We start from the raw sequence: 24,099 nt of genomic DNA, 5'->3' as shown, positions 1-24,099 counted from the left end.
TTCGACGGAATGTCCTCCGGAAACCGCGACGGCGGGCACCGAAGACCGGTGCCCGCCGCGTTGCTTCCGAGGAAGTTACTTCTTCTTCGTGTCGTTCGGCCACCAGCCGACGGCCACGGAGCTCTGGCCTGAGTTGTCGCTGCTTGCGGAGATGGCAGCGGAAGCCGAGAGTCCGGCAGCCGCAAGGGCGCCGGCGACGAGGAGGGTTGCGAGGGTCTTCTTCATGGGTGACTCCTGATAATCGGGGGGCTGATGTGACACATGTGCAAAATTAGTATATGTGCAGATCAGATGCCTTTAGGGGGAATTGTCCTGAGCATGGGATAATTGCGGCGACTGCGGGAACCTTCGCCGAACCCTGACCGGATCTTTCTTGAACATCCGGTTAAAGTTCACTAATAAAACACCGGATATTTGAGGTATGCAGCAAATGGCAGTTTCGCCGCTCTACGTCGCCGCTGAATTGGAAGCGCGCCGGCGCTGGTCCAATCACGAATTCGGCGAGGCTGCGAACAAGGCCCCGGGCTGCGGCGGACATCGCACGGCAGGATGAGGATTGCGACTCATGGCGTAGCATGACGATCCTCCAGGCCGAAAGCCTGCTGGCAGCGGGCGATTTCGAGGGGTGCGCCGCCGTCGTCCGCGATCTCCTTGGCGGGGACGGCATCCTGGCACCGCAACTGCGCGCGCAGGCACACATTCTGATGGCCAAGGCGCTGCAAGGGTCGGGGCTGCTTGACGAGTCGGCAGACGAGGCCCGGGCAGCGGCTGAGCTCGCCAAAGACGAAGACGACGTCGAGATCAACGTGATGGCGCGCCAGGCGTTGATCGGTGCCCTTGCGGACAGCGGCCAGGTCGAGCAGGCCTGGGCCGAAAGCCTCGTTCTGGCCGACGCGATATCGGCCGAAGTCGATGACCAGCTTGTCGGCAAGGCCTACTGGGTCATTGGAAACGTGGCGTTCCTCTGCAACCGGGTAGCCGACGGCCTGGATTACCACGAACTCGCCGCATCCACTTTTTCTCCGGCCCGCAACCTCGGCATCTGGGCGAGATTCAATACGGCTTCGGCCGCGATGAGGCTGGCCGCCGACATCGCCGATGCCGATACGCTGCGCTGCATTGATCGGGCCGAGCTCGCCATCGATGTGATTGGCGGATCGGATGAGGACCGTACGCTGCTCAAGCTCAACCGGGGCCACTGGAACTTCCTGGCCGGGGATCCGGCGGCGGCCATTGAGGTTCTCGGCGAAATCCTGCCGAACCAGGACAAGGCCACGCCGCAGATCCTGGGCGAGGTCTGCCTGTTGCTGGGGCGGGCCCACGACGCGGTGGGCAACGGCTCATCGGCCCGGGAGTACCTGCTGCAGGCTGTAGACCATTTCGAAGCAGCCGGAGCACCGCAGCGCGCCGATCAGGCCAACGTGTTCCTTGCAGCCCTAGGCTGAGACCCGCCGCCCGCCGTTGGACATGCCCCTTTCTGCTGCTCAGGAATGGACATAGTGGGCATATGTCCATCGGCCGCGTCACGGGTGGGGCATGTCCCGCGGCAAGGACCTTGGGCCGGGGCTTATGTCCACTGCGGAGGTTTAGGAGGGGGCATGTCCCCGTGCCCGGCGGGCAGCACCGGACTTCCGGCCGATGAACACAGCCGCACCGCCGGCCAGCAGGCTCAGCACCAGCAGCACCCAGCCGGCCACGGTGAGCCCGGAGGCCAGGGCAACCTGGGTCGGATCGAGCACGTTGGCAGACATCATGGTGTCAATCGCGGCGTTTCCCCACAGCCGCACGGCGGCGAACAGCAACGGCAGCGCCCACAACGCCCAGCGCAGCGGTTTGCGGGCAACATTGATTCCGATCAGCAGCAGCCAGCTGAAACCGAAGATCAGCGGGAAGAGCGTGCCTGCCGTCTTGTGGACGTAGCTGAGCTGGCCGAGGGCATCCGGGTTCATGGCGGCACGCAACTGCCCGACGAAGTCCCTGTCAAAGCCGCCGATCAGTGAATCCGGCATGGCCAGGCCGCCGGAAAGCTGGGTGAGCTGCTCCAGGGTGAGCAGGTGCAGGTACCAGAACAGGAACAGGCTGGCCACGGCGCCGGCCACCACAATCAAATTGCTGTTGCTCTTCGCTTTTTCGGGCGACCGGCTGGTGCTGGGATTGATCACCGAAGGCAGCTGGTGCTGGGGAACAACTGCTTTGTTGCCGTGCTTCTTGATCCGTTGTGCGGGTGTCTTGGCCATAAAACCATTATCGTCGACAGTTTCATTCGGGATGTCCGCTGGCGCGTCGGTCAACTGCCCACGTAGGCCGCGAGGTGTTCGCCCGTGAGGGTGGAGCGGGCGGCGACGATGTCGGCGGGGGTGCCCTGGAAGACGATGCGGCCGCCGTCGTGTCCGGCGCCGGGGCCAAGGTCGATGATCCAGTCGGCGTGTGCCATGACCGCCTGGTGGTGCTCGATGACGATCACCGATTTGCCTGACTCGACGAGCCGGTCGAGCAGGCCGAGCAGCTGCGCGACGTCGGCAAGATGCAGACCGGTGGTCGGCTCGTCAAGGATGTAGACCTCGCCCTTCTCGGCCATCTGGGTGGCGAGCTTAAGGCGCTGCCGTTCGCCGCCGGAGAGCGTCGTGAGCGGCTGGCCGAGGGTGAGGTAGCCGAGACCTACGTCGGTAAGCCGGCCAAGAATCCTGTGTGCGGCGGGCGTGCGCGCGTCGCCGTCGCCGAAGAAGTCCCCGGCTTCGGTCACCGGCATCGCCAGCACCTCCGCGATGTTCCGGCCGCCGAGCGTGTATTCCAGGACCGAGGCCTGGAACCGCTTCCCTTCGCACTCCTCGCAGGTGGACTCGACCGTGGCCATAACGCCGAGCTCGGTGTAGATGACGCCGGCGCCGTTGCACGTAGGGCAGGCGCCCTCGGAGTTGGAGCTGAACAAGGCCGGCTTCACGCCGTTGACCTTCGCGAACGCCTTGCGGATCGGCTCCAGCAAGCCGGTGTACGTGGCCGGGTTGCTCCGTCGCGACCCGCGGATCGCACCCTGGTCCACCACCACCACACCATCGCGGCCCGCGACCGAGCCGTGGATCAACGAGCTCTTGCCGGAGCCGGCTACACCCGTGATCACGCAGAGGACCCCGAGCGGGATGTCCACGTCCACGTCCTGCAGATTGTGGGCCGACCCGCCGCGGACCTCCAGCGCGCCGGCGGACGGACGCACCGAAACCTTGAGGGCCGCCCGGTCATCGAGGTGGCGCCCGGTGGTGGTGTCGCTGCCCCGCAGCCCCTCGACGGTCCCCTCGAAGCAGACGGTGCCGCCCCCGGTGCCGGCGCCCGGGCCGAGGTCAACAACGTGGTCGGCGATCGCGATGGTCTCAGGCTTGTGCTCCACAACGAGCACGGTGTTGCCCTTATCCCGCAACTGCAGGAGCAGTTGGTTCATCCGCTCGATGTCGTGGGGGTGCAGGCCGATCGTGGGCTCGTCAAAAACGTAGGTGACGTCGGTGAGGGATGAGCCGAGGTGCCGGATCATCTTGGTCCGCTGTGCCTCCCCACCTGAGAGGGTGCCCGACGGCCGGTCGAGCGAGAGATAGCCCAATCCGATCTCCGCGAATGCGTCGAGGAGGTGCTGCAACCCGGCGAGCAGCGGAGCGACCGACGGTTCTGTGAGGTCCCGGACCCAGTGGGCCAGATCGCTGATCTGCATCGCGGAGACGTCGGCGATGTTCAGTCCCTTGATTTTGGAGGACCGGGCCTCTTTGCTGAGCCGGGTGCCCGCGCAGTCGGGACAGATGGTGAAGGTGATCGCCCGGTCCACGAATGCCCGGATATGCGGCTGCAGGGCGTCGACGTCCTTGGACAGCATTGATTTCTGGATTTTCGGAATCAGACCCTCGTACGTCAGGTTGATCCCTTCGACCTTGATCTTGGTCGGTTCCCGGTAGAGCAGGTCGTCCAGCTGTTTTTTTGTGAACCTGGAGATTGGCCTGTCCATGTCGAAGAAGCCGGAGCCGCCGAAGATGCGGCCGAACCAGCCATCCATGCTGTAGCCGGGAACCGTAAGCGCTCCTTCGTTGAGCGACTTGCTGTCGTCGTAAAGTGCGGTCAGGTCGAAGTCGGTGACCGAGCCCATGCCCTCGCAGCGCGGACACATGCCGCCAAGGTACACCGCGTCGTGCACTACGTTTTTCTCGACCCGCCCGCCCTTCTCGGTGCTCATGACCCCGCTTGCCTTCCGCGTCGGGACATTGAAGGAGAACGCCGTCGGGGGCCCGACGTGCGGGGAGCCGAGCCGGCTGAAGAGGATGCGCAGCATCGCATTGGCATCGGTGGCGGTGCCTACGGTGGAGCGGGGGTTGGAGCCCATCCGTTCCTGGTCGACGAGGATCGCCGTCGTCAGCCCGTCGAGTACATCGACCTCGGGCCGTGCCAGCGTGGGCATAAAGCCCTGGACAAAGGCGCTGTAGGTCTCGTTGATCAGCCGCTGCGACTCGGCGGCAATCGTGCCGAAGACCAGGGAACTCTTCCCGGAGCCGGAGACGCCCGTGAACACCGTCAGCCGGCGCTTCGGAATCTCGATGCTGACATCCTTGAGGTTGTTCACGCGTGCGCCCTGGACGCGGATCAAGTCGTGGCTGTCGGCTGCGTGCAGACCAGACGACTGCGGGTCCGGCTCCGTGGCGATGCTCATCGTGTCTCCATCTCATAGGCGGGGTCCTCTTGGGCGGAGCCGGCTTGGCGGTCCCCGCCGACGTCGCACGGCTCTAGTTAACCAGTTTCGGCCATGGGCGGTACCTGTCGCCACCAGGGTGCCGGAGCGTGGCTGCCGCGTGAGGCTGACTGTTCACCGCCGCGGGCCGCCGCTAGTCTGGAACGCGTGAGCGAACCGGACAGAGACGAAGCAGCAGGCACCGGCAGGGGCAGGAACGAACTGGGCGGATACCGGCTCGGCCGGCACAGCGCCGCCGAACTTGACCCCGGGCTGGATGACTTCCAGTTGGCTGAAGCGCTTGTCCGGGAGGCCGGAACCCTGGCGCTGCTGATGCGGCAGGCCGGACTGGAAGGCCGGCAGAAAACGTCCATTTCGGATGTTGTGACCGCCGCCGACCACGCGGCGGAGGCCTACGTCCTGGACCAGCTCCGGCGTTGCCGTCCCGAGGATGGAATCCTCGGTGAGGAAGGTGCGTCCGTAGCCGGCAGCAGTGGCCGGACCTGGGTAATTGATCCGGTCGACGGCACCTATAACTTCCTGCATGGATCCACCTACTGGTGCTCCGCCCTGGCCCTTAAGGCTGCCGGCGAGGTGGTCCTTGGCGCGATCTTCCAGCCCGAAGAAGACAAGCTCTGGCTCGGCGGTACCTCGCGGGCCGCGACGCTTAACGGCGAACGGCTGACCAGCTTCCGGCCGGGCGGCACCGGTGGCGAGAGCCGTTCGGAGACCCCGGTTGCCGAGCTCAGTGCCGCCACCTACATCCACCCGGGCTGGCTCGCGGACCCAATGTGCGCCATGCCGTGGCACGCGGCCGCGACGTCGGCGGCGACGCTGCGCATGTTCGGGTCCGGCTCCTGCGACCTCGGCAGGGTCGCCGACGGCGGGGTGGGCTGCTGGTTCCAGCACAGCTGCCCCGAATGGGACTGGCTGCCCGGCAAAGCGATCGTCCTGGCCGCCGGCGGCGCCGCCGACGTCGTCCGCGTGAATGGTCTGGAGTGGTTCATCGCAGGAGGCACGACGGCGGTACAGCAGTTGCGTGCCGCCCTCGAGTCGGGGTCGGTCGGGTAGATCTCCGGGGGACATGCTCATTCTTCGCGCTCTATGTCGCGGCGAGCTGCGGGGGACATGCTCATTCTTCGCGGCGAGGGGTGGGCAGAGTGGCTTTATGTCCACTGGCTGCGGGCAGGCGAGGGCATGTCCCGTGGGGCGGGAACCGCCGTCGGTGGCAGCGCCTAGACTTGATACCACCATGGATATGTTGTTTGACCCTTACGCCGACGGACCCTTCCAAGCTGCCACAAAGGCTGCATCACCCGCGAATTCGAGTGCCGCAACCCGCGTCAGTGCGCAGGCGGGAGGCGAAGTGGCACCCTTCGGCGGCGACGCCGCGGCCGCCGCACCCGGACCGTCAGGCGGCGATTGGGACCGCCCGCAGCTCCCGTCGGCAGCCGAACTCCTCGACGGGCTGAACCCGGAGCAGGAAGAAGCCGTCAAACACGCCGGCGGGGCGCTGCTGATCGTCGCCGGTGCAGGTTCGGGCAAGACCCGCGTGCTCAGTAACCGGATCGCCTACCTGATCGCCACGGGCCGGTCGCACCACGGCGAGATTCTGGCCATCACCTTCACCAACAAAGCCGCCGCAGAAATGCGGGAGCGCATTGAAGCCCTGGTCGGCGGCCGGGCCAAGACCATGTGGATCTCGACCTTCCACTCCTCCTGCGTCCGGATCCTGCGCCGCGAGGCCAAGAACGTCGGCCTGAATTCGAACTTCTCCATCTACGATTCCGCCGATTCGCTGCGCCTGATCACGCTCGTGGCCAAGAACCTGGACCTGGACCCCAAACGGTTCGCCCCCAAGGCCATCCAGCACAAAATCTCGGCGCTCAAAAACGAGCTGATCGACGACGATTCCTACGCCTCCAGCGCCAACTACAACGACCCCTTCGAACAGGCCGTCGCGGAGGTCTTCAAGGGCTATACCCAGCGGCTGCGGCAGGCCAACGCGATGGACTTCGATGACCTGATCGCGCAGGTGGTGTACATGTTCCGGGCCTTCCCGGCGCTCGCTGACTCTTACCGGCGCCGCTTCCGGCATGTCCTGGTGGACGAATACCAGGACACCAACCACGCCCAGTACGCACTGGTCCGCGAGATCGTCGGCGAGGGCCCCGGCGCGGCCGAGCTGACAGTCGTCGGCGATTCGGACCAGTCCATCTATGCCTTCCGCGGCGCCGACATCCGCAACATTGTGGAGTTTGAAAAGGACTACCCGGACGCCCGCACCATCAAGCTGGAGCAGAACTACCGCTCCACCCAAACCATCCTCAGCGCCGCAAACTCGGTGATTTCCCGCAACCCCAACCGGCCGGAGAAACGGCTCTGGACGGCCGAGGGCGACGGCGAGAAGATCGTCGGCTACGTCGGGGAGAACGAGCACGACGAGGCGCAGTTCATCGCCAAGGAAATCGACCGGCTGCAGGACGAAGGCGACCTCCGCCCCGGCGACGTCGCGATCTTCTACCGCACCAACGCCCAGTCCCGCTCCATCGAGGATGTCCTGGTCCGCGTCGGACTTCCCTACAAAGTAGTCGGCGGCACCCGCTTCTACGAGCGCAAGGAAATCAAGGACGCCCTCGCCTACCTGCGGGTTCTGGTGAACCCCGACGACGACGTCAACCTCCGCCGGATCCTGAACGAACCCAAGCGCGGCATCGGCGACCGGGCCGAAGGCGCCGTGGCGTCCCTGGCCGAGCGCGGGCGCACCTCCTTCATGGCCGCCGCCCGGCGGGCCGAAGAAGCTCCCGGCATGGCGACACGGTCGGTCAACGCCGTGCTGGGCTTCGTGAAAATGCTCGACGACCTCGCCGAAGTCGCCGCCGGCTCCGGTGCCGCTGCCGCCGTCGAAGCAGTCCTGGAACAGACCGGCTACCTCGCCGGGCTGCGGTCCAGCACCGACCCGCAGGATGAGTCGCGGGTAGAGAACCTTGCGGAACTCGTCGCCGTCGTGCGGGAATACGAACGCGACAATCCGGAAGGTTCGCTCGGCGAGTTCCTGGAAAAGGTCTCGCTCGTCGCTGACGCCGACCAGATCCCGGACGCCCCGGGCGCGGACATTGACGCGGCCGTGGCCGAGGCCAAGCGTTTGGGTGTCGTTACGCTGATGACCCTGCATACGGCGAAGGGACTGGAGTTCCCCGTGGTGTTCCTCACCGGCATGGAACACGGGCTCTTCCCGCACCAGCGGTCCGCGACGGACCCCAAGGAACTCGCCGAGGAACGCCGGCTGGCCTACGTGGGCCTGACCCGTGCCCGGAAGCGGCTTTACCTGACCCGGTCCGAAGTGCGCAGCATGTGGGGCCAGAGTCAGTACAACCCGGCGAGCCAGTTCATCGAGGAGATCCCGGCCGAGCTCGTCGAATGGAAGCGCGAAGGCTCCATCCGCCAGTCCGGCGGATGGGGGAGCGGGGCAGCCATCGGCTCGAGCCGCTATGGCGGATCGTTCTGGGGAGCCGGCACGGCCCGGGGCGCCGCGGCCAGCCCGTCTGCCGGGTTTAACGCCGACGTTCCGGCCGCCGTCGCGAAGAACCGGGTGCAGCCGCAGAAGGAAATCGTCGCCGTCAGCGTAGGAGACCAGGTCAACCACACGAGTTTCGGCAACGGGACCGTCCTCGCCGTCGAAGGCGCCGGAGACAAGACCGTGGCCAAGGTGAAGTTCGGTATCGGAGAGAAGCGGCTCCTGCTCCGCTACGCGCCGCTGACCAAGCTCGACGCCTGATCCCCGGCCGGGGCCGGCGGACCGACGTCGCCGTGTCCCTCACCGTGACGCGGGACGTCCGGCAGCCCCGAAACGGCTCCCGTGCGGGATTAGAGGCCCCGAAAACCGCGTGATCTAGGGGTTTTTCTACGCTCCATAGAATAGTGTCCTTCGTCACAGAAGAGGTAGTCTTGGACGGGCTGGTCCGCAGAAAGGACTAGAGTTCCCCAAGGAGTATTGCGCCGCGTGGCTTGTTCCCAAGCCTGCCGCAGGGCGCGTTTATTCCGCAGCCCGGTAACTGCGATAACGCGGGGTCCGGCTGTACAGAAACTACTTCGACGTAGAGGACACTTACCCGTGGACCTGTTTGAATATCAGGCGCGCGATATGTTCGAGGCGCACGGTGTACCCGTGCTTGCCGGCATCGTGGCGCACACCCCTGAAGAAGCAAAAGCAGCTGCCGAGAAGATCGGCGGCGTAACTGTCGTCAAGGCACAGGTCAAGGCCGGAGGCCGCGGCAAGGGCCGGCGGTGTCAAGGTTGCCAAGACCGCCGCTGAGGCTCTCGAGCACTCCACCAACATCCTCGGTATGGACATCAAGGGCCACACCGTTCACAAGGTGATGATTGCCCAGGGCGCCGACATTGCCGAGGAATACTACTTCTCCGTCCTGCTGGACCGGGCCAACCGCAACTACCTGGCCATGTGCTCGGTAGAAGGCGGCATGGAAATCGAACAGCTCGCTGTTGAACGCCCCGACGCATTGGCCAAGATCGCGATCGACCCGGCCGTTGGCATCGACCAGGCCAAGGCCGACGAAATCGTTGCCGCCGCAGGCTTCTCCGAGGAACTGCGCGGCAAGGTCGCCGCCGTCATCCTCAAGCTCTGGGACGTTTTCAAAAAGGAAGACGCCACCCTCGTCGAGGTCAACCCGCTGGTCCTGACCGGCGCCGGTGACGTCGTTGCCCTCGATGGCAAGGTCTCCCTGGACGAGAACGCCGGCTTCCGCCACCCGCACCACGCCAAGCTGGAAGACAAGGACGAGGCCGACCCGCTTGAGGCGAAGGCCAAAGCCCAGGACCTCAACTACGTCAAGCTCGACGGCGAAGTCGGCATCATCGGCAACGGCGCCGGCCTGGTGATGTCCACCCTGGACGTCGTTGCCTACGCCGGTGAAAACCACGGCAACGTCAAGCCCGCCAACTTCCTGGACATCGGCGGTGGAGCGTCCGCCGAGGTCATGGCTGCCGGTCTCGACGTCATCCTGGGCGACGAGCAGGTCAAGTCCGTTTTCGTCAACGTCTTCGGCGGCATCACCGCCTGTGACGCGGTGGCCAAGGGCATCGTCGGCGCACTGGCCGAGCTCGGCTCCTCCGCCAACAAGCCGCTGGTCGTCCGCCTCGACGGCAACAACGTCGAGGAAGGCCGCCGCATCCTGGCCGAGGCCAACCACCCGCTGGTAACCTTGGCCGCCACCATGGACGAGGGCGCCGACAAGGCTGCCGAGCTCGCCAACTCGAAGTAAGCACCGGGAAGTAAGGCGACTCAAACATGTCTATTTATCTGAACAAAGACTCCAAGGTCATCGTCCAGGGCATCACCGGCGGCGAAGGCACCAAGCACACCGCCCTCATGCTGAAGGCCGGCACAAACGTCGTTGGCGGCGTCAACGCCCGCAAGGCCGGCACCACGGTCCTGCACGGCGATAACGAGATCACCGTCTTCGGCACCGTCAAGGAAGCCATGGCCGAGACCGGCGCCGACGTTTCCATCGTCTTCGTGCCCCCGGCGTTCACCAAGGACGCCGTCGTCGAAGCCATCGAGGCAGGCATCGGCCTGGTCGTTGTTATCACCGAAGGTGTGCCGGTCCAGGACTCCGCCGAGTTCTGGGCGCTGGCCCAGTCCAAGGTCGACACCAACGGCAAGCAGGTCACCCGCATCATCGGGCCGAACTGCCCCGGCATCATCACGCCGGGTGAGGCCCTCGTCGGCATCACCCCGGCGAACATCACCGGCAAGGGCCCGATCGGCCTGGTCTCCAAGTCCGGCACCCTGACCTACCAGATGATGTACGAACTGCGCGATCTGGGCTTCTCCACTGCCATCGGCATTGGCGGCGACCCGGTCATCGGCACCACCCACATCGACGCCCTCGAAGCCTTCGAAGCTGACCCCGAGACGAAGGCGATTGTGATGATCGGCGAAATCGGCGGCGACGCCGAAGAGCGTGCAGCCGATTACATCAAGGCCCACGTCACGAAGCCGGTCGTCGGCTACGTTGCCGGCTTCACCGCCCCGGAAGGCAAGACCATGGGCCACGCCGGCGCCATCGTCTCCGGCTCCGCAGGCACCGCCCAGGCCAAGAAGGAAGCCCTTGAGGCTGCCGGAGTCAAGGTCGGCAAGACGCCGTCCGAGACCGCCAAGCTCCTGCGCGAGGTCTTCGCAACCCTCTAGGCCCAGGCCTTCAGGGAAGCAGCACCACAGCACCACCCCAGAGCAACGCGGGGTCACTTTTCGCCCATCCCACCCTGTGGGACCGGCGAAAAGTGACCCCGCGTTGCTTTTTGCGTTGGGGGGTAATGACCCGGTGCACCATCTTGCGATCCTGCTGATTGATTTGTTAGTATGTCAGGACAAACTACTACTAGGAGACGGCATGCCTCTTGTGCGGATAGACATCAATACCGGCCGCAGTGCAGAGGATTTGCGCCGGATCAGCCAGGGGATCCACGACGCCATCCTTGCGGAGTACGGCATTCCCGAGCAGGACTACTTCCACATCATGACTGAGCATCCCGCCGGCCAGATTGTTGCGCAGGACGCCGGGCTGGGCTTCGAGCGCACCCCGGACGTGGTCATGATCCAGATCTTCACTCAAGGCGGCCGGAGCCAGGCGGCCAAGCAGTCGCTGTTTTCCGCCATCGCGGAGCGACTGGCCGAAGCGGGGGTGTCCGGCGAAAACGTCTTTATCGGCTACGTCGAGAACACTGCGGAGGACTGGTCATTCGGCTTCGGCCGCGCCCAGTACGTCACCGGAGAGCTGAAAACCCCACAAAAATCCATGTTGTAAACATGTCAGTACAAACCTTTGACAGGACATAAGTTCTAAGGCAAAGTAGTTGATGTGGTCCCGCTCACGTCGGACCCGCCAGGCCCAGGAGCTCCTGCCGTCGAGAAGGTGCAGAGTCCAAACCAGAAAGGTCCACGATTAACGTGACCCACGAACTGCTCACGATCGGGCGCATCAGCGTTGATATCTACCCGAATGACATCGGGGTGGATCTGGAGGATGTCACGTCCTTCGGAAAGTACCTGGGCGGATCCCCGTCCAACGTGGCGGTGGCAGCCGCGAGGCATGGCCGCCGCACCGGCGTGATCACCCGCACCGGTGACGACGCGTTCGGCAACTACCTGCACCGCGAACTGCGCAAGTTCAATGTGGACGACACGTTCGTTTCACCGGTGAAGGAGTACCCCACTGCGGTCACCTTCTGCGCAATCAAGCCGCCGGAAGACTTCCCGCTCTACTTCTACGGCCGGTTCCCCACGGCCCCCGACCTTCAGATCAAGGCCGAAGAACTGGACCTGGACGCCATCAGGGATGCCGGCATCTTCTGGTCCACCGTCACGGGACTGTGCCAGGAGCCCAGCCGGTCGGCGCACACCGCGGCCCACGAGGCCCGGCCCCAGTCCGGACTGAGAGATGGCCAGTACACCATCCTCGACCTCGACTACCGGCCGATGTTTTGGGCCACCGAAAAGGAGGCCCGGGCCCAGGTCGTCAGGATCCTGCCGTACGTCACGGTCGCCATCGGCAATGACAAGGAATGCGCCGTCGCTGTGGGCGAAGGCACCCCCGACGAGCAGGCCGACCGGCTGTTGGCGGCCGGCGTGGAAATCGCCGTCGTCAAGCTTGGCCCCGAAGGTGTGATGGCCAAGACCCGCACCGAGCGCGTGATCTCCGCCCCCGTCCGGGTCGAGACCGTCAACGGCCTCGGCGCCGGCGATGCGTTTGGCGGAGCGTTCTGCCATGGACTGCTGTCCGGCTGGCCGCTGGCCGAAGTCCTGGACTACGCCAACGCCGCCGGAGCCCTTGTCGCCTCCCGCCTGTCCTGTGCCGATGCGATGCCGACGCCGGACGAGGTTACTTCGCTGCTGGCCGAACGCGGCCGCATGGCCCCCGGCCAGTTTGTTCCCGCCACTTACGCCCCGGAAGGAGCAGCGCTGTGAGCGTTCAATCCACGACGCCGACGACGCCACGCACCGCCGTCGACGACGATCCCCGCCGTTACGCGCACCTCAGCGCCATCCGGCTCGAGGACCCTGCCGCGATCGCACGGGCCGCGAAAGCCCGCCGCCGCCACCCCGGCGTCAAAGTCGGCCAGCAGAACTTCATCGTGGCCGCCGACCATCCGGCCCGCGGCGCCCTGAGTGTCGGCGCAAACCCGATCGCGATGGCGGACCGCCGCCAGCTGCTGGACCGGCTCCAGATTGCTCTGGCCAACCCGCACGTCGACGGCGTGCTGGCCTCACCGGACATCATGGACGACCTGCTGCTGCTCGGCGCCCTTGAGGGCAAGCTCGTCTTCGGCTCGATGAACCGCGGCGGACTCATCGGCCTGATCAACGAATTCGATGACCGCTTCACCGGCCACACCGCGGAGGCCCTGGAAGCACTCGGCGCCGACGGAGGCAAGATGCTCACGCGGATTTGTCTCGGCGACCCGGACACGGTGTCCCTGCTCGAAGCCACGGCCAAGGCGATCGACTCGCTCGCCGCCCGGAAGCTGATCGCCATGGTGGAGCCGTTCCTGTCCGTCCGCGAGAACGGCAAGGTTCGCAACGACCTCTCCACGGACGCCGTCATCAAGTCCATCGGGATCGCCGAAGGGCTCGGCTCCACGAGTGCTTACACCTGGATGAAGCTCCCGGTGGTGCCCGAGATGGAGCGCGTCATGGCGGCCACCACGATGCCCACCGTGCTGCTCGGCGGAGACCCGGACAGCAGCCAGGACGACGTGTTCGCCAGCTGGGAGGCAGCCCTCGCCCTCCCAGGCGTGCAGGGACTCACCGTGGGCCGGACGCTGCTCTACCCGCAGGACGGCGACGTCGCCGGCGCCGTTGCCACCGCCGCCACCCTCCTCAACCGCACCGCAGAAGTATCGGAGTAGCCCCCTATGGGAACAGGATCAGCAACCCGCAGAATGACCGTCGCCCAGGCCGTCGTGGAATACCTGTCCAGGCAGTACACCGTCGATACGATCGGCGGCCAGGAGTACCGTGAGCGCCTGATCCCGGGCACCTTCGGCATCTTCGGCCACGGCAACGTCGCCGGCGTCGGCCAGGCCCTCAAGCAGTACCAGGCCGCGGATCCCACGATCATGCCCTACTACCAGGGCCGCAACGAGCAAGCGCAAGTGCATCAGGCCGTCGGTTACGCCCGCCACACCCGGCGCCGCCAGACCTTCGCGATCAGCACCTCGATCGGCCCGGGGTCGTCCAACCTGCTCACCGGCGCCGCGCTGGCCACCACCAACCGGCTGCCCGTGCTGCTGTTGCCCTCGGACACCTTTGCCACCCGCGTTGCGGACCCGGTCCTGCAGCAACTCGAACGCCCGGATGCCTATGACATCACCGTCAACGACGCGTTCCGGCCGCTCTCGAAGTTCTTCGACCGGGTCTCCCGTCCGGAGCAGCTGTTCTCGGCCTTCCATCACGGGCTGCGGGTCCTGACGGACCCGGCCGAGACCGGCGCCGTCACCATTTCTCTCCCGCAGGATGTCCAGGCCGAAGCCTCCGACGTACCCGAGGAATTTTTGGCCGAACGCGAGTGGCGCATCCGCCGCCCGGACGCCGACGACGAGGACATCCGCCGCGCCGCAGCGGCCATCCGCGCCGCGAGGAACCCGCTCATCATTGCCGGCGGCGGAGTCCTGTACGCCTACGCCAACGACGAACTGGCCCGGCTCGTGGAACTGACCGGCATCCCGGTGGGCAACACCCAGGCCGGCGTCGGCGTCCTGCCCTGGGACCACCCGTTCTCCGTCGGAGCCATCGGCTCCACCGGCACGACGGCGGCGAACGCCCTCGCCGCCGACGCGGACCTTATCATCGGGATCGGCACCCGGTACGAGGACTTCACCACCGCGTCCCGGACCGCGTTCCAAAACCCGGAGGTGCAGTTCATCAACATCAACGTCGCGCCGATCGATGCTTACAAGCACGGCACTGCCCTGCCGATCGTCGCCGACGCCCGCAAGGCACTGATCAAGCTCAACCAGGCCCTCGGCGGCTACCGCGTCGGGGCCGACCTCGAACAGCGCATCGCGGCCGAAAAGAAGCGCTGGAACGCCACCGTCGACGAGGCCTTTGGCACCCGGTTCACGCCGCTGCCGGCGCAGAACGAGATCATCGGCGCCACGAGCCGGGCCATGGACGCCCAGGATGTTGTCATCTGCGCCGCCGGTTCCCTGCCCGGGGACCTGCACAAGATGTGGCGGGTCCGCGACCCCTTCGGCTACCACGTCGAATACGCTTACTCCTGCATGGGCTACGAAATCCCTGGCGGCCTGGGCGTCAAGCGCGCGGCCCTCGCCGAAGCCGCCGCCGGCGGAGCCCAGCGCGACGTCGTCGTGATGGTAGGGGACGGCTCCTACCTGATGATGCACACCGAACTGGTCACCGCCGTCGCCGAGCGGATCAAGCTGATCGTGGTCCTGATCCAGAACCACGGCTACGCCTCGATTGGCTCGCTCTCCGAATCCCTGGGTTCGCAGCGCTTCGGCACCCAGTACCGGGAGCTGGACGAGGAAACCCACAGCTTCGACGCGGGCGAACGGCTCCCCGTGGACCTGGCCCTCAACGCCGAAAGCCTCGGCGTAAAGGTCATCCGGATCGAACCGGGGGAGAAGGTCATCGCCGAGCTCGAACAGGCCGTCCGCGATGCCAAGGCCGCACCGGAGCGGGGCGGCCCGATCGTCATCCACGTCGAATCCGATCCGCTACTGGACGCCCCCGCGTCCGAGTCCTGGTGGGATGTTCCGGTCTCCCAGGTCTCCGACCTTGACTCCACCCGGCAGGCCTACACAACGTACACAGACCACAAGAATCGGCAGCGCAAGCTGCTCGGCTGACCCTCAGTTCCCACCGCAGATTCCACCCCGCAGACCAAGGACGTTCACCATCATGTCGACGACGACTACCCGCACCACCATCAAGCACTTCATCAACGGCGCCGAAACCGTTGGTGAAGGAGACCGTACGCAGCCCGTCTACAACCCGGCCACCGGTGCCATTTCCGCGGAACTGCGGCTGGCCAACCGGGCGGACCTGGACGCCACCGTGGCCGCCGCCCGCGCCGCCGCCGACTCCTGGGGCGACTTCTCCCTCGCCAAGCGCACCAACGTCCTGTTCAAGTTCCGCGAACTCGTCGCTGCCCACGTCGATGACCTCGCCGAACTGATCACCGCCGAGCACGGCAAGGTCCTTTCCGATGCCAAGGGCGAGATCGGCCGAGGCCTCGAGGTCATCGAATTCGCCTGCGGCATCCCGCAACTGCTCAAGGGTGACTACTCGGACCAGGTCTCCACCGGGATCGACGTCTTCTCCTTCCGCGAACCGCTTGGTGTGGTCGCCGGCATCACCCCGTTCAACTTCCCGGTGATGGTGCCGCTGTGGATGGCGCCGATGGCGATTGCCGCCGGCAACGCCTTTATCCTCAAGCCCTCCGAGCGTGACCCCTCGCCCTCGATGCTCCTGGCCAAGCTGTGGAAGCAGGCAGGCCTGCCCGACGGCGTGTTCCAGGTCCTGCACGGAGACAAGGAAACCGTTGAAGGACTCCTGACCCACCCGGACGTCGACGGCATCTCCTTCGTCGGCTCCACCCCGATCGCCAAGTACGTCCACGAAACGGCCACGGCGCACGGCAAGCGCGTCCAGGCCCTGGGCGGGGCGAAGAACCACGCCATCGTGATGCCCGACGCCGACCTGGACAACGCCGCTGACCACCTCGCCGCCGCCGCCTTCGGTTCCGCCGGCGAACGCTGCATGGCCATCTCCGTCGCCGTCGCCGTCGGTGAGGCCGCAGACCTGCTGGTCAAGAAGGTCGAAGAGCGGGCGCTGGCCATCAAGGTCGACAACGGCACTGTGGCAGGCGCCGAAATGGGCCCGGTCATCACCCCGGCATCCAAGGAGCGCATCGTGAAGATCGTTACCGAGGCACAATCCGCCGGCGCCGCCATGGTGGTCGACGGGCGCGATCTTGTTGTCCCCGGCCATGAGGACGGCTTCTGGGTCGGCCCCACCGTCATCGACCATGTCAAGACCGAAATGACCGCATACACCGAGGAGATCTTCGGCCCGGTCCTCGTAGTGGTCCGCGTGGAGGACCTCGACGCCGGTATCGCCCTGATCAACGCCAACCCCTATGGCAACGGCACCGCCATCTTCACCTCCTCCGGCGCTAACGCCCGCAAGTTCCAGCGCTCCGTCACGGTAGGCATGATCGGTATCAACGTCCCGCTCCCCGTCCCGGTGGCCTACCACTCCTTTGGCGGCTGGAAGGCTTCGCTCTTCGGCGACAAGCACATCTACGGTCCGGAAGGCGTGTCCTTCTACACCCGCGGCAAGGTTGTTACCTCACGGTGGCCGGAGCCGACCCACGATTCGGGCGCCTCCTACAACTTCCCCTCCAGCTAACCCGCTGCTGCCCGGCAAACGAGAAAGACGACGCCGTTATGACTGAAGTGGAGAACAAGCTGATCATCGGCACCGCGCCGGATTCCTGGGGTGTCTGGTTTCCGGACGATCCGCAGCAGACCCCCTGGGAACGGTTCCTCGACGAGGTCGCCGAGTCCGGCTACAAGTGGATCGAACTCGGCCCCTACGGCTACCTCCCGTCCGATCCCGCACGGCTGGCCGAGGAGCTCAAGCAGCGCGACCTCAAAGTCACTGCCGGCACCGTGTTCACCGCCTTCCACCGCGGCCTTGACCAGTGGGAGACCGCCTGGGACCCCGCACGCAAGGTCGCCGAACTCACTGCCGCCATGGGCGGCGAGAACATCGTGGTCATCCCCGCGATGTGGCGCGACGACGTTACCGGCGAGGCGGTGGAAAGCGGCGAGCTGACCGAACAGGGCCCTGGGCAGATCTCTTTGCCGGGCACAACCGGCTGGGCAAGACCCTGTTGGAGGACTTTGGCCTGAAGCAGCAGTTCCACTCCCACGCAGATTCGCACGTCGGCGCGCAACAGGACATCGAGACCCTCCTCGCTGCCACCGACCCGACGTACCTGAACCTGTGCCTGGATACCGGTCACGCGGAATACTGCGGGGCCTCCAGCCTGGATTTGATCAAGAACTATCCGGACCGGATCGGCTACCTGCACCTGAAGCAGATCAACCCGGAGATCCTGAAAAAGGTCAACGAGGAAAACATGACCTGGGCCGCCGCGAACCTGGCCGGTGTGATGACCGAGCCACCGAACGGGCTGCCGGACCTGCGCGCCGTGATCGAGGCCGTTGAGGCGCTGAACCGGCCCATCTTCGGCATTGTGGAACAGGACATGTACCCGGTGGCCTTCGATGTGCCGATGCCCATCGCCAAACGCACCCGGAACTACCTGCTTTCGTGCGGCTCCCGCACGGCCGTCAACTAGCGCTCACTGAACCAAAGGAAAGAACCATGACTGATATTCTTCGTGTCGCCGTGATCGGTGCGGGCCGTATGGGTGTGGACCACATCCAGCGGATCCACGCCCGGATACAGGGGGCAGAGGTTGCCGCCGTTGTCGACGTTGACCTCGCCCGCGCCCAGGCCGCCATCGAGGGGATCCCGGGCGCCGTAGCCCTGGCCGACGCCGAGGAGGCGCTGAATAACGGGGACGTGAACGCGGTCCTGATCGCGACCCCGGGGTTCCTGCACGAGGAGATCCTGCTCAAGGCCCTCGCCAAAGACTTCCCGATCCTGTGCGAGAAGCCGTTGACTCCGGATGCAGCGTCGGCCTGGAAAATCGTGGAGGCCGAGAAAGAGCTGGGGCACCAGCGAATCCAGGTCGGGTTTATGCGCCGGTTCGACGCCGAATACGCCGCCCTGGGGGCGATGATCCGCTCCAACGAACTCGGGGAACTGTTGATGCTCCACCACCAGCACCGGAACCCGACCACCCCGCCGGGGTTCACCAACGAGATGCTGATCAACGATTCGGTGGTGCACGAGTTCGACGCGGTCCGGTTCTTCACCGGGGAGGAAATCACCTCCGTCCAGGTCCGGCTCGGTAAGGCCACGCGGAATGCCCCGGCCGGCCAGCACGACCCCCAGCATGTCCTGATCGAGACCGAGTCCGGGGTCCTGGCCGACGTGGAGATCTACGTCAACGCCAGGTTCGGCTACGAGGTCGCCACCCAGGCCTCCTTCGAGGACGGGATCGTGAACATCGGCGCGGACCACGGGCCCTACACGCGGGCCAACGGCCGCTGGGGCGGGACCGTCACCCCCGGGTTCGAGGAACGCTTCGCCGCCGCGTACGACGTCGAAATCCAGGCCTGGGTCAACGCTGCGTTCCGGAACGGGATCGGCGGCCCGAGCGCCTGGGACGGCTACGCGACCGCCGCGTGCTGCGAGGCCGGCGTCGAAGCGCAGAAAAACGGCCAGAAAGTCCCCGTGAAACTCAATCCCAAACCTGCCATCTACAACTAAACAACACCCGGCAACCCGCTGGCACCGGCTCCGGCAGCAATAGCCCCGGGAAGGCCGGAATTAGAAAAGGGGCGGACAATGTCCGCCCCTTTTCTGTACTCCCGCGGCGGTCTTTCGCGGGTCAGCCCGGCGCCGGGCCGGACGTGTCAGGAGACGGTGTGGAGCCGGGGGAGGGCGTCCACGAGCGGTGCCAGTTCCGGAACCTGCTGCGCCTCGGCGAGTGCCTGCTCCAGCGTGGCGTCGTGAACGGGCCGGGTCCGCTCCAGCAGCGCAATCCCGCTCGGTGTGAGCTCGGTGTAAATGCCGCGGCGGTCCTCCGCACACAGAATTCGGGTCAGCAGGCCGCGGTCCTCGAGCCGGTTGACCAGGCGCGTGGTCGCGCTCGCGCTCAGGGCGGAGGCCCGTGCCAGCTGCTGCATACGCATGTGCCAGCCGTCCTGGCGGCTCAACGCATCCAGCACCGTGAATTCGACGACGGACAGCTTGGCCTTGGCCTGCAGGGAGCGTTCCAGCTCCGTCTCGATCAGCCCGTGCAGGGCGGCCAGTGTCCGCCAGCCCTGTGCCCGGACCTCGACGGCGTCGTCTTTGATGCCCATCTTCTTCTCCCCTTCAGCTCAATCCGTCCCGCCCTGGAGCGAGTCGTTCGCAATATAGTTGCTCGCGCGGCATACTTGCTTGTGCAACAATAAATGCCGCGCCTGCAACTAATAGCCTACGCCGAAACCACTTCTCCGTACAGTTGCGAAGGAACACCTCCATGCCACTTGGCCTTCTTGCCCTCGCCCTCGGCGGGTTCGGGATCGGACTCGCCGAATTCGTCATCATGGGCCTGCTGCCCGAGGTGGCGGCCGACTATCAGGTGATGATGATCGGCCGCATCATCGCAGCCCTGGCGCACGGCGCTTTCTTCGGTATCGGCGCCGTGGTCGCGGCCAGCCTGGTGGCGCCCGACAAAAAAGCCGGCGCCATTGCCATTATGTTCACCGGCCTGACCGCGGCGAATGTCCTGGGTGTTCCGCTGGGCACGCTCTTGGGACAGGCCGCGGGGTGGCGCGCCACCTTCGTCGCCATCACGGTCATTGGCGTCCTAGCGCTGGCCGGCATCCTGGCCCTGGTACCCAAGGCCGCAGTCGGGGCGGACTCCGGAAAAGCCGTCCCGACGAGCCTGCGCGGCGAGCTCCGGGCCTTCCGCTCCGGCCAGGTCTGGCTCTCGATCCTCATCACCATCCTCGGCTACGGCGGAGTCTTCGGCGCCTTCACCTACATCGCCTACACGCTGACGGAGGTTTCGGGCTTCGCCGCGTCCGCCGTGCCGTGGCTGCTGGTTCTCTTCGGCGGGGGCTTGTTTCTGGGCAATACCCTTGGCGGCCGGGCCGCGGACAAGAACGTGGACCGCACACTTGTGACGGTGCTGGCCGTCCTGGTGGCCGTGCTTGTTGTCTTCGCGCTGACCGCCGGCAACCAGCCGATGACGATCGCTTCCATTGTGCTGCTGGGCGGCGTCGGCTTTGCGACCGTCCCGGGAATGCAGATGCGCGTGATGAAGTACGCCACCGGCGCGCCCACGCTGGCCTCCGGCGCCAACATCGGCGCCTTCAATGTGGGCAACGCGCTGGGCTCGTGGCTCGGCGGGGTGACCATTATGGCCGGACTCGGTTACACCTCCCCGGTCTGGGCCGCGGCAGCCATCACCATACTCGGCCTGGGGGTTGCGGTGTTTGCCGCCCATCAAGCGAAAAGGAACGACGGCGGTGCTGCCGGCGGCGGGAACGCTGGCAGTCGGCAGGACCTCGAGCTGCAGCCCGTCTGACGGATTCCTAGGACTCCGCTGTGAACGGCAGGCGCGGATCCACGTCCTGGCCCTCCCAGGTCTGGCGGATCCAGCCGTGATGCGGGTCGTCGCTGATGAGCCAGTCGCGGACCGGACCTGGGCCTGCCATCACGTTCAGGTAGTACAGGTCGTAGCCGGGAGCGGCCATCGCGGGCCCGTGCCAGCCGTAGGGCACCAGCACCACGTCGCCGGTGCGTACCTCGGCGGCAACATCGATGGGCCGCTCGTCCGAGGCATACACGCGCTGGTAGCCGATGGCATCGGCGGCACCCCGCTCCGGAGCGCCCGGCGCAACCCGGGTTTCGAAGTAGTAAATCTCCTCGAGGCTGGTCTCGCCGTCTTTTTCCTCGTCGTGCTTGTGCGGCGGGTAGGAGGACCAGTTGCCGGCGGGCGTGATGACTTCACAGACGATAAACCGGTCCGTTTCCAGAGCGGCCGGGGTGCCGAAGTTGTGCACCTGCCGTGAGCAGTTGCCGGCGCCGCGCAACTCCACCGGGATCTCCGCGGCGGTGACCAGCCGGGCCGGGTAGGAGGTCCCGGTCGGGGCCGTAGCGATGGCCACCCTGCCGCCGTTGGTCGATCCAATGCTCACTGCCGTGTCCGTGCCGGTGTACAGGACGTCGCTGGGACCGCTGAAGACACTCGCGCGGCCGGCCAGCTGGTAGTCGTAGCCGTCAACGCCGGCGGAGAAGGACCCGCTGAGCGGGATCACGATCCGCTCTTCGGCGGCGGCCGGCAGTTCGACGACGGCGCCGGCATCCAGTGTCGCCACCTTCAGCCCGGTGTGCGCCCAGCCCGCGACCTCAACGGCGGAATCGGACGTGCCCAGCGAAATGTCCCAGTGGCCGTCGGCGGCGGAACCCAGCGGATAGACCCAGTTAGTCATGGATGCAGTCTTTCGGTCGAGGTGTCCGGCGTTCAAGGCGAGTGTCCGGTGCAGGAGCGATCAGCGCTGAACGAGAGTCATTTCAAAGCTGTAGGAATCGGCGCGGTAGACGTGGTGGCCGGTTTCCACCATGCGTCCTGTGTCGTCCACGGCTGTGCGCTCCATGGTCACCAGGGCTGAGCCAGGTGTGGTGTCCAGCAGCGGGGCCTGATAGTCGTTGGCGATCATCGCGCCGATCCGCTGGGTGGCCAGGCGAAAGTTCACCCCGGCGTCGCGCAGGATCCCGTAGAGTCCGCTGGCGCCCAGCATGGCCTCGTCGAGGGAGGTGATGTCGTCGCGGACCCAGTTCTCCATCAGTGCGAGCGGCTTACCGCCGACCTTGCGCAGCCTCGTGAAATGGTAAACCTTGGCGCCCGCGGGCAGCTGGAGGGCCTTGAGGGTCGCTTCGTTGGCTTCAAGGTGGGAGAAACTCAGCACCTCGGTGGTGGGTTTGCTGCCGTTGTTACTGAGGTCATCGTAGAGGCTGGAGAGCTCAAGCGGACGTCGGACCTGGCTGGACACCACCTGCGTGCCGACCCCCCGTTTACGGACGAGGAGGCCGGAGCGGACCAGGTCATCCATGGCCTTCCGCATTGTCGGGCGGGACAGATTAAGCTGGGCGGCAAGGTCGATCTCATTGTCCAGCCGGCTGCCCGGTGGCAGCAGGCCGGAGTGAATGGCGGCTTCGATGCCCTGCACTACCTGGTGGTAGAGCGGCACGGGCGACGAGCGGTCGATGCTGAGGTTGAGTTGATTCGCCACTGAATGCTCCCTAGTGCTTCTCGGTGGTTATCCCGAGCGTCCCCATACGATGTAGCGTACGTGTTCCGTGAGCATATGTTCTCTTGATAGGACATACTGCCTTTTCTGATAGTAGCAGTAGGCTCGTCAGGGCTCCATGGCCGATGCCGATGCCGATGCCGATGCCGATGCCGGTGTCGGCGCCGGTTTCCGTGTCGACGTCGGAGAGCTGGTCGGATCGTGGGCTCAAGGTCTCCAAATAACTATGTGACGTCAAAACATCCTAATGTCAGGACAAACTATTGACTTATGTGAAATGAATCACCATGATCGTTGTTAGAAGGCCGACTGACTGGCGCAGCGAAGCGCGCGGAGTGGCCCGGATCGAAGGAGATAGATCATGACGAAGTTTTCGTGGCGTAAGGCGGCCCTCGTTGCCTCTGTCGTCCCCATGCTGGCCCTGAGTGCATGTTCGAGCACCGGCGGCAAGGCTCCCGATGCGGCCGGTGGCGCCGGTGGGGGCCAGGTTGTCAGCACACCGAAGCTTAAGATTGCCCTGATCACCCACGCCGCCCCGGGGGACACCTTCTGGGACATCGTCCGCAAGGGAGCCGAGGAGGCCTCGGCAAAGGACAACGTGGAGCTGCTTTACACCTCGGATCCGGAAGGCGGGCGCCAGGCCCAGTTGATTGAGCAGGCCATCAACCAGAAGGTGGACGGCATCGCCGTGACCCTGGCCAAACCCGATGCACTCAAGGGCGCCCTGCAGAAGGCCACCGACGCCGGCATTCCGGTGGTCAGCCTCAACGCCGGTGAGAACGTCTCGGCCCAGCTCGGGGCCTTCACCCACTTCGGTTCAAACGAGAAGCTGGCCGGTGCAGCAGTCGGCGACAAGCTCCAGAGTGAAGGCCTTTCCCACCCCATCTGCGTGATCCAGGAACAGGGCCATGTTGGCCTCGAGGCCCGCTGCGCAGGTGTCAAGGAAAAACTGCCCGCCACCGAAATCCTCTACGTTGCCGGTACCGACATGACCCAGGTGTCCTCGACCGTGACCGCGAAGCTGCAGGCCACCGCGGCCGCCGACTCGATTATCGGCCTGGGCGCTCCCTTCACCCTCACGATCCTGAAAGCCGTCACCTCGGCCGGCAGCCAGGCCAAGGTGGCCTCCTTCGATATGAACGCCGAACTCGCGCAGAAGATCGCCGACGGCGAGATCATCTTCACCGTGGATCAGCAGCCGTGGCTGCAGGGATACGGCGCGATTGATGCGATCTGGCAGAACGTGCGCGGCGGCTTCGAGATCGGTGGTGGACAGCCGGTGTTGACCGGCCCGTCCATCGTCGACAAGTCTGCAGCGGCTGAGGCACTCAAATTCGCCAAGGAAGGCATCCGCTAAGGATGCTTTGCGCCGGGTTCCGGGGCCCGCGGGCCCCGGAACCCGGCCCGATGTA

Annotated in this window: 19 protein-coding genes and 2 pseudogenes; 15 read left to right on the top strand and 6 right to left on the bottom strand. The window is 65.6% G+C overall.

Going from position 1 to position 24,099, the window contains the following annotated elements:
* Positions 1–75: 75 nt before the first annotated feature.
* Positions 76–225 carry a hypothetical protein gene (locus KY499_RS08460; RefSeq protein ID WP_183164524.1) on the bottom strand — a complete coding sequence of 50 codons (150 nt, stop codon included), beginning with the start codon at positions 223–225 and terminating at the stop codon, positions 76–78.
* A gap of 196 nt (positions 226–421) precedes the next feature.
* Here KY499_RS08460 and KY499_RS18185 point away from each other — a divergent pair, with 196 nt between their 5' ends.
* Together KY499_RS18185 and KY499_RS08455 are read left to right on the top strand one after the other, a co-directional pair.
* Positions 422–553, top strand: a complete 132-nt coding sequence (locus KY499_RS18185; RefSeq protein ID WP_258191035.1) for a hypothetical protein — start codon at positions 422–424, stop codon at positions 551–553.
* 22 nt (positions 554–575) lie between these two features.
* The gene (locus KY499_RS08455) at positions 576–1,445 is read left to right on the top strand and encodes a hypothetical protein (RefSeq protein ID WP_219886813.1); all 870 of its coding nucleotides are present in this window, start codon (positions 576–578) and stop codon (positions 1,443–1,445) included.
* Between the two features lie 141 nt (positions 1,446–1,586).
* Here KY499_RS08455 and KY499_RS08450 read toward each other — a convergent pair whose 3' ends face one another.
* Positions 1,587–2,237 carry a hypothetical protein gene (locus tag KY499_RS08450; protein WP_219886812.1) on the bottom strand — a complete coding sequence of 217 codons (651 nt, stop codon included), beginning with the start codon at positions 2,235–2,237 and terminating at the stop codon, positions 1,587–1,589.
* A 50-nt stretch (positions 2,238–2,287) separates the two neighbouring features.
* Positions 2,288–4,681 (bottom strand): excinuclease ABC subunit UvrA, encoded by a 2,394-nt coding sequence (locus KY499_RS08445; RefSeq protein WP_219886811.1) that lies wholly within the window; start codon positions 4,679–4,681, stop codon positions 2,288–2,290.
* A gap of 186 nt (positions 4,682–4,867) precedes the next feature.
* Here KY499_RS08445 and KY499_RS08440 point away from each other — a divergent pair, with 186 nt between their 5' ends.
* The 11 genes and pseudogenes from KY499_RS08440 (at position 4,868) to KY499_RS08390 (ending at position 19,151) form a co-directional block, all read left to right on the top strand.
* Positions 4,868–5,770: an inositol monophosphatase family protein gene (locus tag KY499_RS08440; RefSeq protein WP_258191034.1), complete on the top strand. Its 903-nt coding sequence runs from the start codon at positions 4,868–4,870 to the stop codon at positions 5,768–5,770.
* 181 nt (positions 5,771–5,951) lie between these two features.
* Positions 5,952–8,477, top strand: a complete 2,526-nt coding sequence (gene pcrA / locus KY499_RS08435) for a DNA helicase PcrA (RefSeq protein WP_123255556.1) — start codon at positions 5,952–5,954, stop codon at positions 8,475–8,477.
* Between the two features lie 336 nt (positions 8,478–8,813).
* A pseudogene (gene sucC / locus KY499_RS08430) lies at positions 8,814–9,981 on the top strand (ADP-forming succinate--CoA ligase subunit beta).
* Positions 9,982–10,007: 26 nt separating this feature from the next.
* Positions 10,008–10,910: a succinate--CoA ligase subunit alpha gene (gene sucD / locus KY499_RS08425; protein ID WP_123255558.1), complete on the top strand. Its 903-nt coding sequence runs from the start codon at positions 10,008–10,010 to the stop codon at positions 10,908–10,910.
* A gap of 202 nt (positions 10,911–11,112) precedes the next feature.
* Positions 11,113–11,526 carry a tautomerase family protein gene (locus KY499_RS08420; RefSeq protein WP_219886809.1) on the top strand — a complete coding sequence of 138 codons (414 nt, stop codon included), beginning with the start codon at positions 11,113–11,115 and terminating at the stop codon, positions 11,524–11,526.
* Positions 11,527–11,669: 143 nt separating this feature from the next.
* Entirely contained in the window at positions 11,670–12,686 is a 1,017-nt protein-coding gene (gene iolC / locus KY499_RS08415) for a 5-dehydro-2-deoxygluconokinase (protein WP_219886808.1), read from the top strand.
* A complete protein-coding gene (locus KY499_RS08410; protein ID WP_123255561.1) occupies positions 12,683–13,627 on the top strand; it encodes a deoxyribose-phosphate aldolase in 945 nt (314 codons plus the stop codon). Before iolC ends, KY499_RS08410 begins: the two co-directional genes overlap by 4 nt.
* A gap of 33 nt (positions 13,628–13,660) precedes the next feature.
* Complete coding sequence (gene iolD / locus KY499_RS08405) at positions 13,661–15,589, top strand: 3D-(3,5/4)-trihydroxycyclohexane-1,2-dione acylhydrolase (decyclizing) (protein WP_219886807.1); 1,929 nt, start codon at positions 13,661–13,663, stop codon at positions 15,587–15,589.
* A gap of 52 nt (positions 15,590–15,641) precedes the next feature.
* A complete protein-coding gene (locus tag KY499_RS08400; RefSeq protein WP_219886806.1) occupies positions 15,642–17,153 on the top strand; it encodes a CoA-acylating methylmalonate-semialdehyde dehydrogenase in 1,512 nt (503 codons plus the stop codon).
* Positions 17,154–17,191: 38 nt separating this feature from the next.
* Positions 17,192–18,111 (top strand): annotated as a pseudogene (locus KY499_RS08395) (sugar phosphate isomerase/epimerase family protein).
* A gap of 26 nt (positions 18,112–18,137) precedes the next feature.
* Positions 18,138–19,151 carry a Gfo/Idh/MocA family protein gene (locus KY499_RS08390; RefSeq protein WP_219886805.1) on the top strand — a complete coding sequence of 338 codons (1,014 nt, stop codon included), beginning with the start codon at positions 18,138–18,140 and terminating at the stop codon, positions 19,149–19,151.
* A gap of 146 nt (positions 19,152–19,297) precedes the next feature.
* Here the strand turns inward: KY499_RS08390 and KY499_RS08385 are convergent, their stop codons facing one another.
* A complete protein-coding gene (locus tag KY499_RS08385) occupies positions 19,298–19,747 on the bottom strand; it encodes a MarR family winged helix-turn-helix transcriptional regulator (protein ID WP_219886804.1) in 450 nt (149 codons plus the stop codon).
* Between the two features lie 161 nt (positions 19,748–19,908).
* On the opposite strand from KY499_RS08385, the gene KY499_RS08380 reads away from it, so the two are divergent.
* The gene (locus KY499_RS08380; protein WP_219886803.1) at positions 19,909–20,961 is read left to right on the top strand and encodes an MFS transporter; all 1,053 of its coding nucleotides are present in this window, start codon (positions 19,909–19,911) and stop codon (positions 20,959–20,961) included.
* A gap of 7 nt (positions 20,962–20,968) precedes the next feature.
* On the opposite strand, the gene iolB is transcribed toward KY499_RS08380, so the two are convergent.
* Together iolB and KY499_RS08370 are read right to left on the bottom strand one after the other, a co-directional pair.
* Complete coding sequence (gene iolB / locus KY499_RS08375; RefSeq protein ID WP_219886802.1) at positions 20,969–21,868, bottom strand: 5-deoxy-glucuronate isomerase; 900 nt, start codon at positions 21,866–21,868, stop codon at positions 20,969–20,971.
* A 60-nt stretch (positions 21,869–21,928) separates the two neighbouring features.
* Positions 21,929–22,669 (bottom strand): GntR family transcriptional regulator, encoded by a 741-nt coding sequence (locus KY499_RS08370; RefSeq protein WP_219886801.1) that lies wholly within the window; start codon positions 22,667–22,669, stop codon positions 21,929–21,931.
* Positions 22,670–23,048: 379 nt separating this feature from the next.
* Between KY499_RS08370 and KY499_RS08365 the strand changes: the two genes are divergently transcribed.
* Positions 23,049–24,044, top strand: coding sequence for a substrate-binding domain-containing protein (locus KY499_RS08365; RefSeq protein WP_123255574.1), 996 nt, complete (start codon positions 23,049–23,051; stop codon positions 24,042–24,044).
* Positions 24,045–24,099: the final 55 nt, after the last annotated feature.

The organism is Arthrobacter sp. PAMC25284 (assembly GCF_019443425.1).
GTDB classification, from domain to species: Bacteria; Actinomycetota; Actinomycetes; order Actinomycetales; family Micrococcaceae; genus Arthrobacter; species Arthrobacter oryzae_A.
Note: the sequence above shows the minus strand (reverse complement) of the source record. Positions and strands in the feature narration are given on the sequence as shown.

Bases quoted from the DNA above. Each gene is read 5' to 3' on its own strand.
- KY499_RS08460 (WP_183164524.1), bottom strand. From the start codon at position 225: ATGAAGAAGACCCTCGCAACCCTCCTCGTCGCCGGCGCCCTTGCGGCT.
- KY499_RS18185 (WP_258191035.1), top strand. From the start codon at position 422: ATGCAGCAAATGGCAGTTTCGCCGCTCTACGTCGCCGCTGAATTGGAA.
- KY499_RS08455 (WP_219886813.1), top strand. From the start codon at position 576: ATGACGATCCTCCAGGCCGAAAGCCTGCTGGCAGCGGGCGATTTCGAG.
- KY499_RS08450 (WP_219886812.1), bottom strand. From the start codon at position 2,237: ATGGCCAAGACACCCGCACAACGGATCAAGAAGCACGGCAACAAAGCA.
- KY499_RS08445 (WP_219886811.1), bottom strand. From the start codon at position 4,681: ATGAGCATCGCCACGGAGCCGGACCCGCAGTCGTCTGGTCTGCACGCA.
- pcrA (WP_123255556.1), top strand. From the start codon at position 5,952: ATGGATATGTTGTTTGACCCTTACGCCGACGGACCCTTCCAAGCTGCC.
- sucD (WP_123255558.1), top strand. From the start codon at position 10,008: ATGTCTATTTATCTGAACAAAGACTCCAAGGTCATCGTCCAGGGCATC.
- KY499_RS08420 (WP_219886809.1), top strand. From the start codon at position 11,113: ATGCCTCTTGTGCGGATAGACATCAATACCGGCCGCAGTGCAGAGGAT.
- iolD (WP_219886807.1), top strand. From the start codon at position 13,661: ATGACCGTCGCCCAGGCCGTCGTGGAATACCTGTCCAGGCAGTACACC.
- KY499_RS08400 (WP_219886806.1), top strand. From the start codon at position 15,642: ATGTCGACGACGACTACCCGCACCACCATCAAGCACTTCATCAACGGC.
- KY499_RS08390 (WP_219886805.1), top strand. From the start codon at position 18,138: ATGACTGATATTCTTCGTGTCGCCGTGATCGGTGCGGGCCGTATGGGT.
- KY499_RS08385 (WP_219886804.1), bottom strand. From the start codon at position 19,747: ATGGGCATCAAAGACGACGCCGTCGAGGTCCGGGCACAGGGCTGGCGG.
- KY499_RS08380 (WP_219886803.1), top strand. From the start codon at position 19,909: ATGCCACTTGGCCTTCTTGCCCTCGCCCTCGGCGGGTTCGGGATCGGA.
- iolB (WP_219886802.1), bottom strand. From the start codon at position 21,868: ATGACTAACTGGGTCTATCCGCTGGGTTCCGCCGCCGACGGCCACTGG.
- KY499_RS08365 (WP_123255574.1), top strand. From the start codon at position 23,049: ATGACGAAGTTTTCGTGGCGTAAGGCGGCCCTCGTTGCCTCTGTCGTC.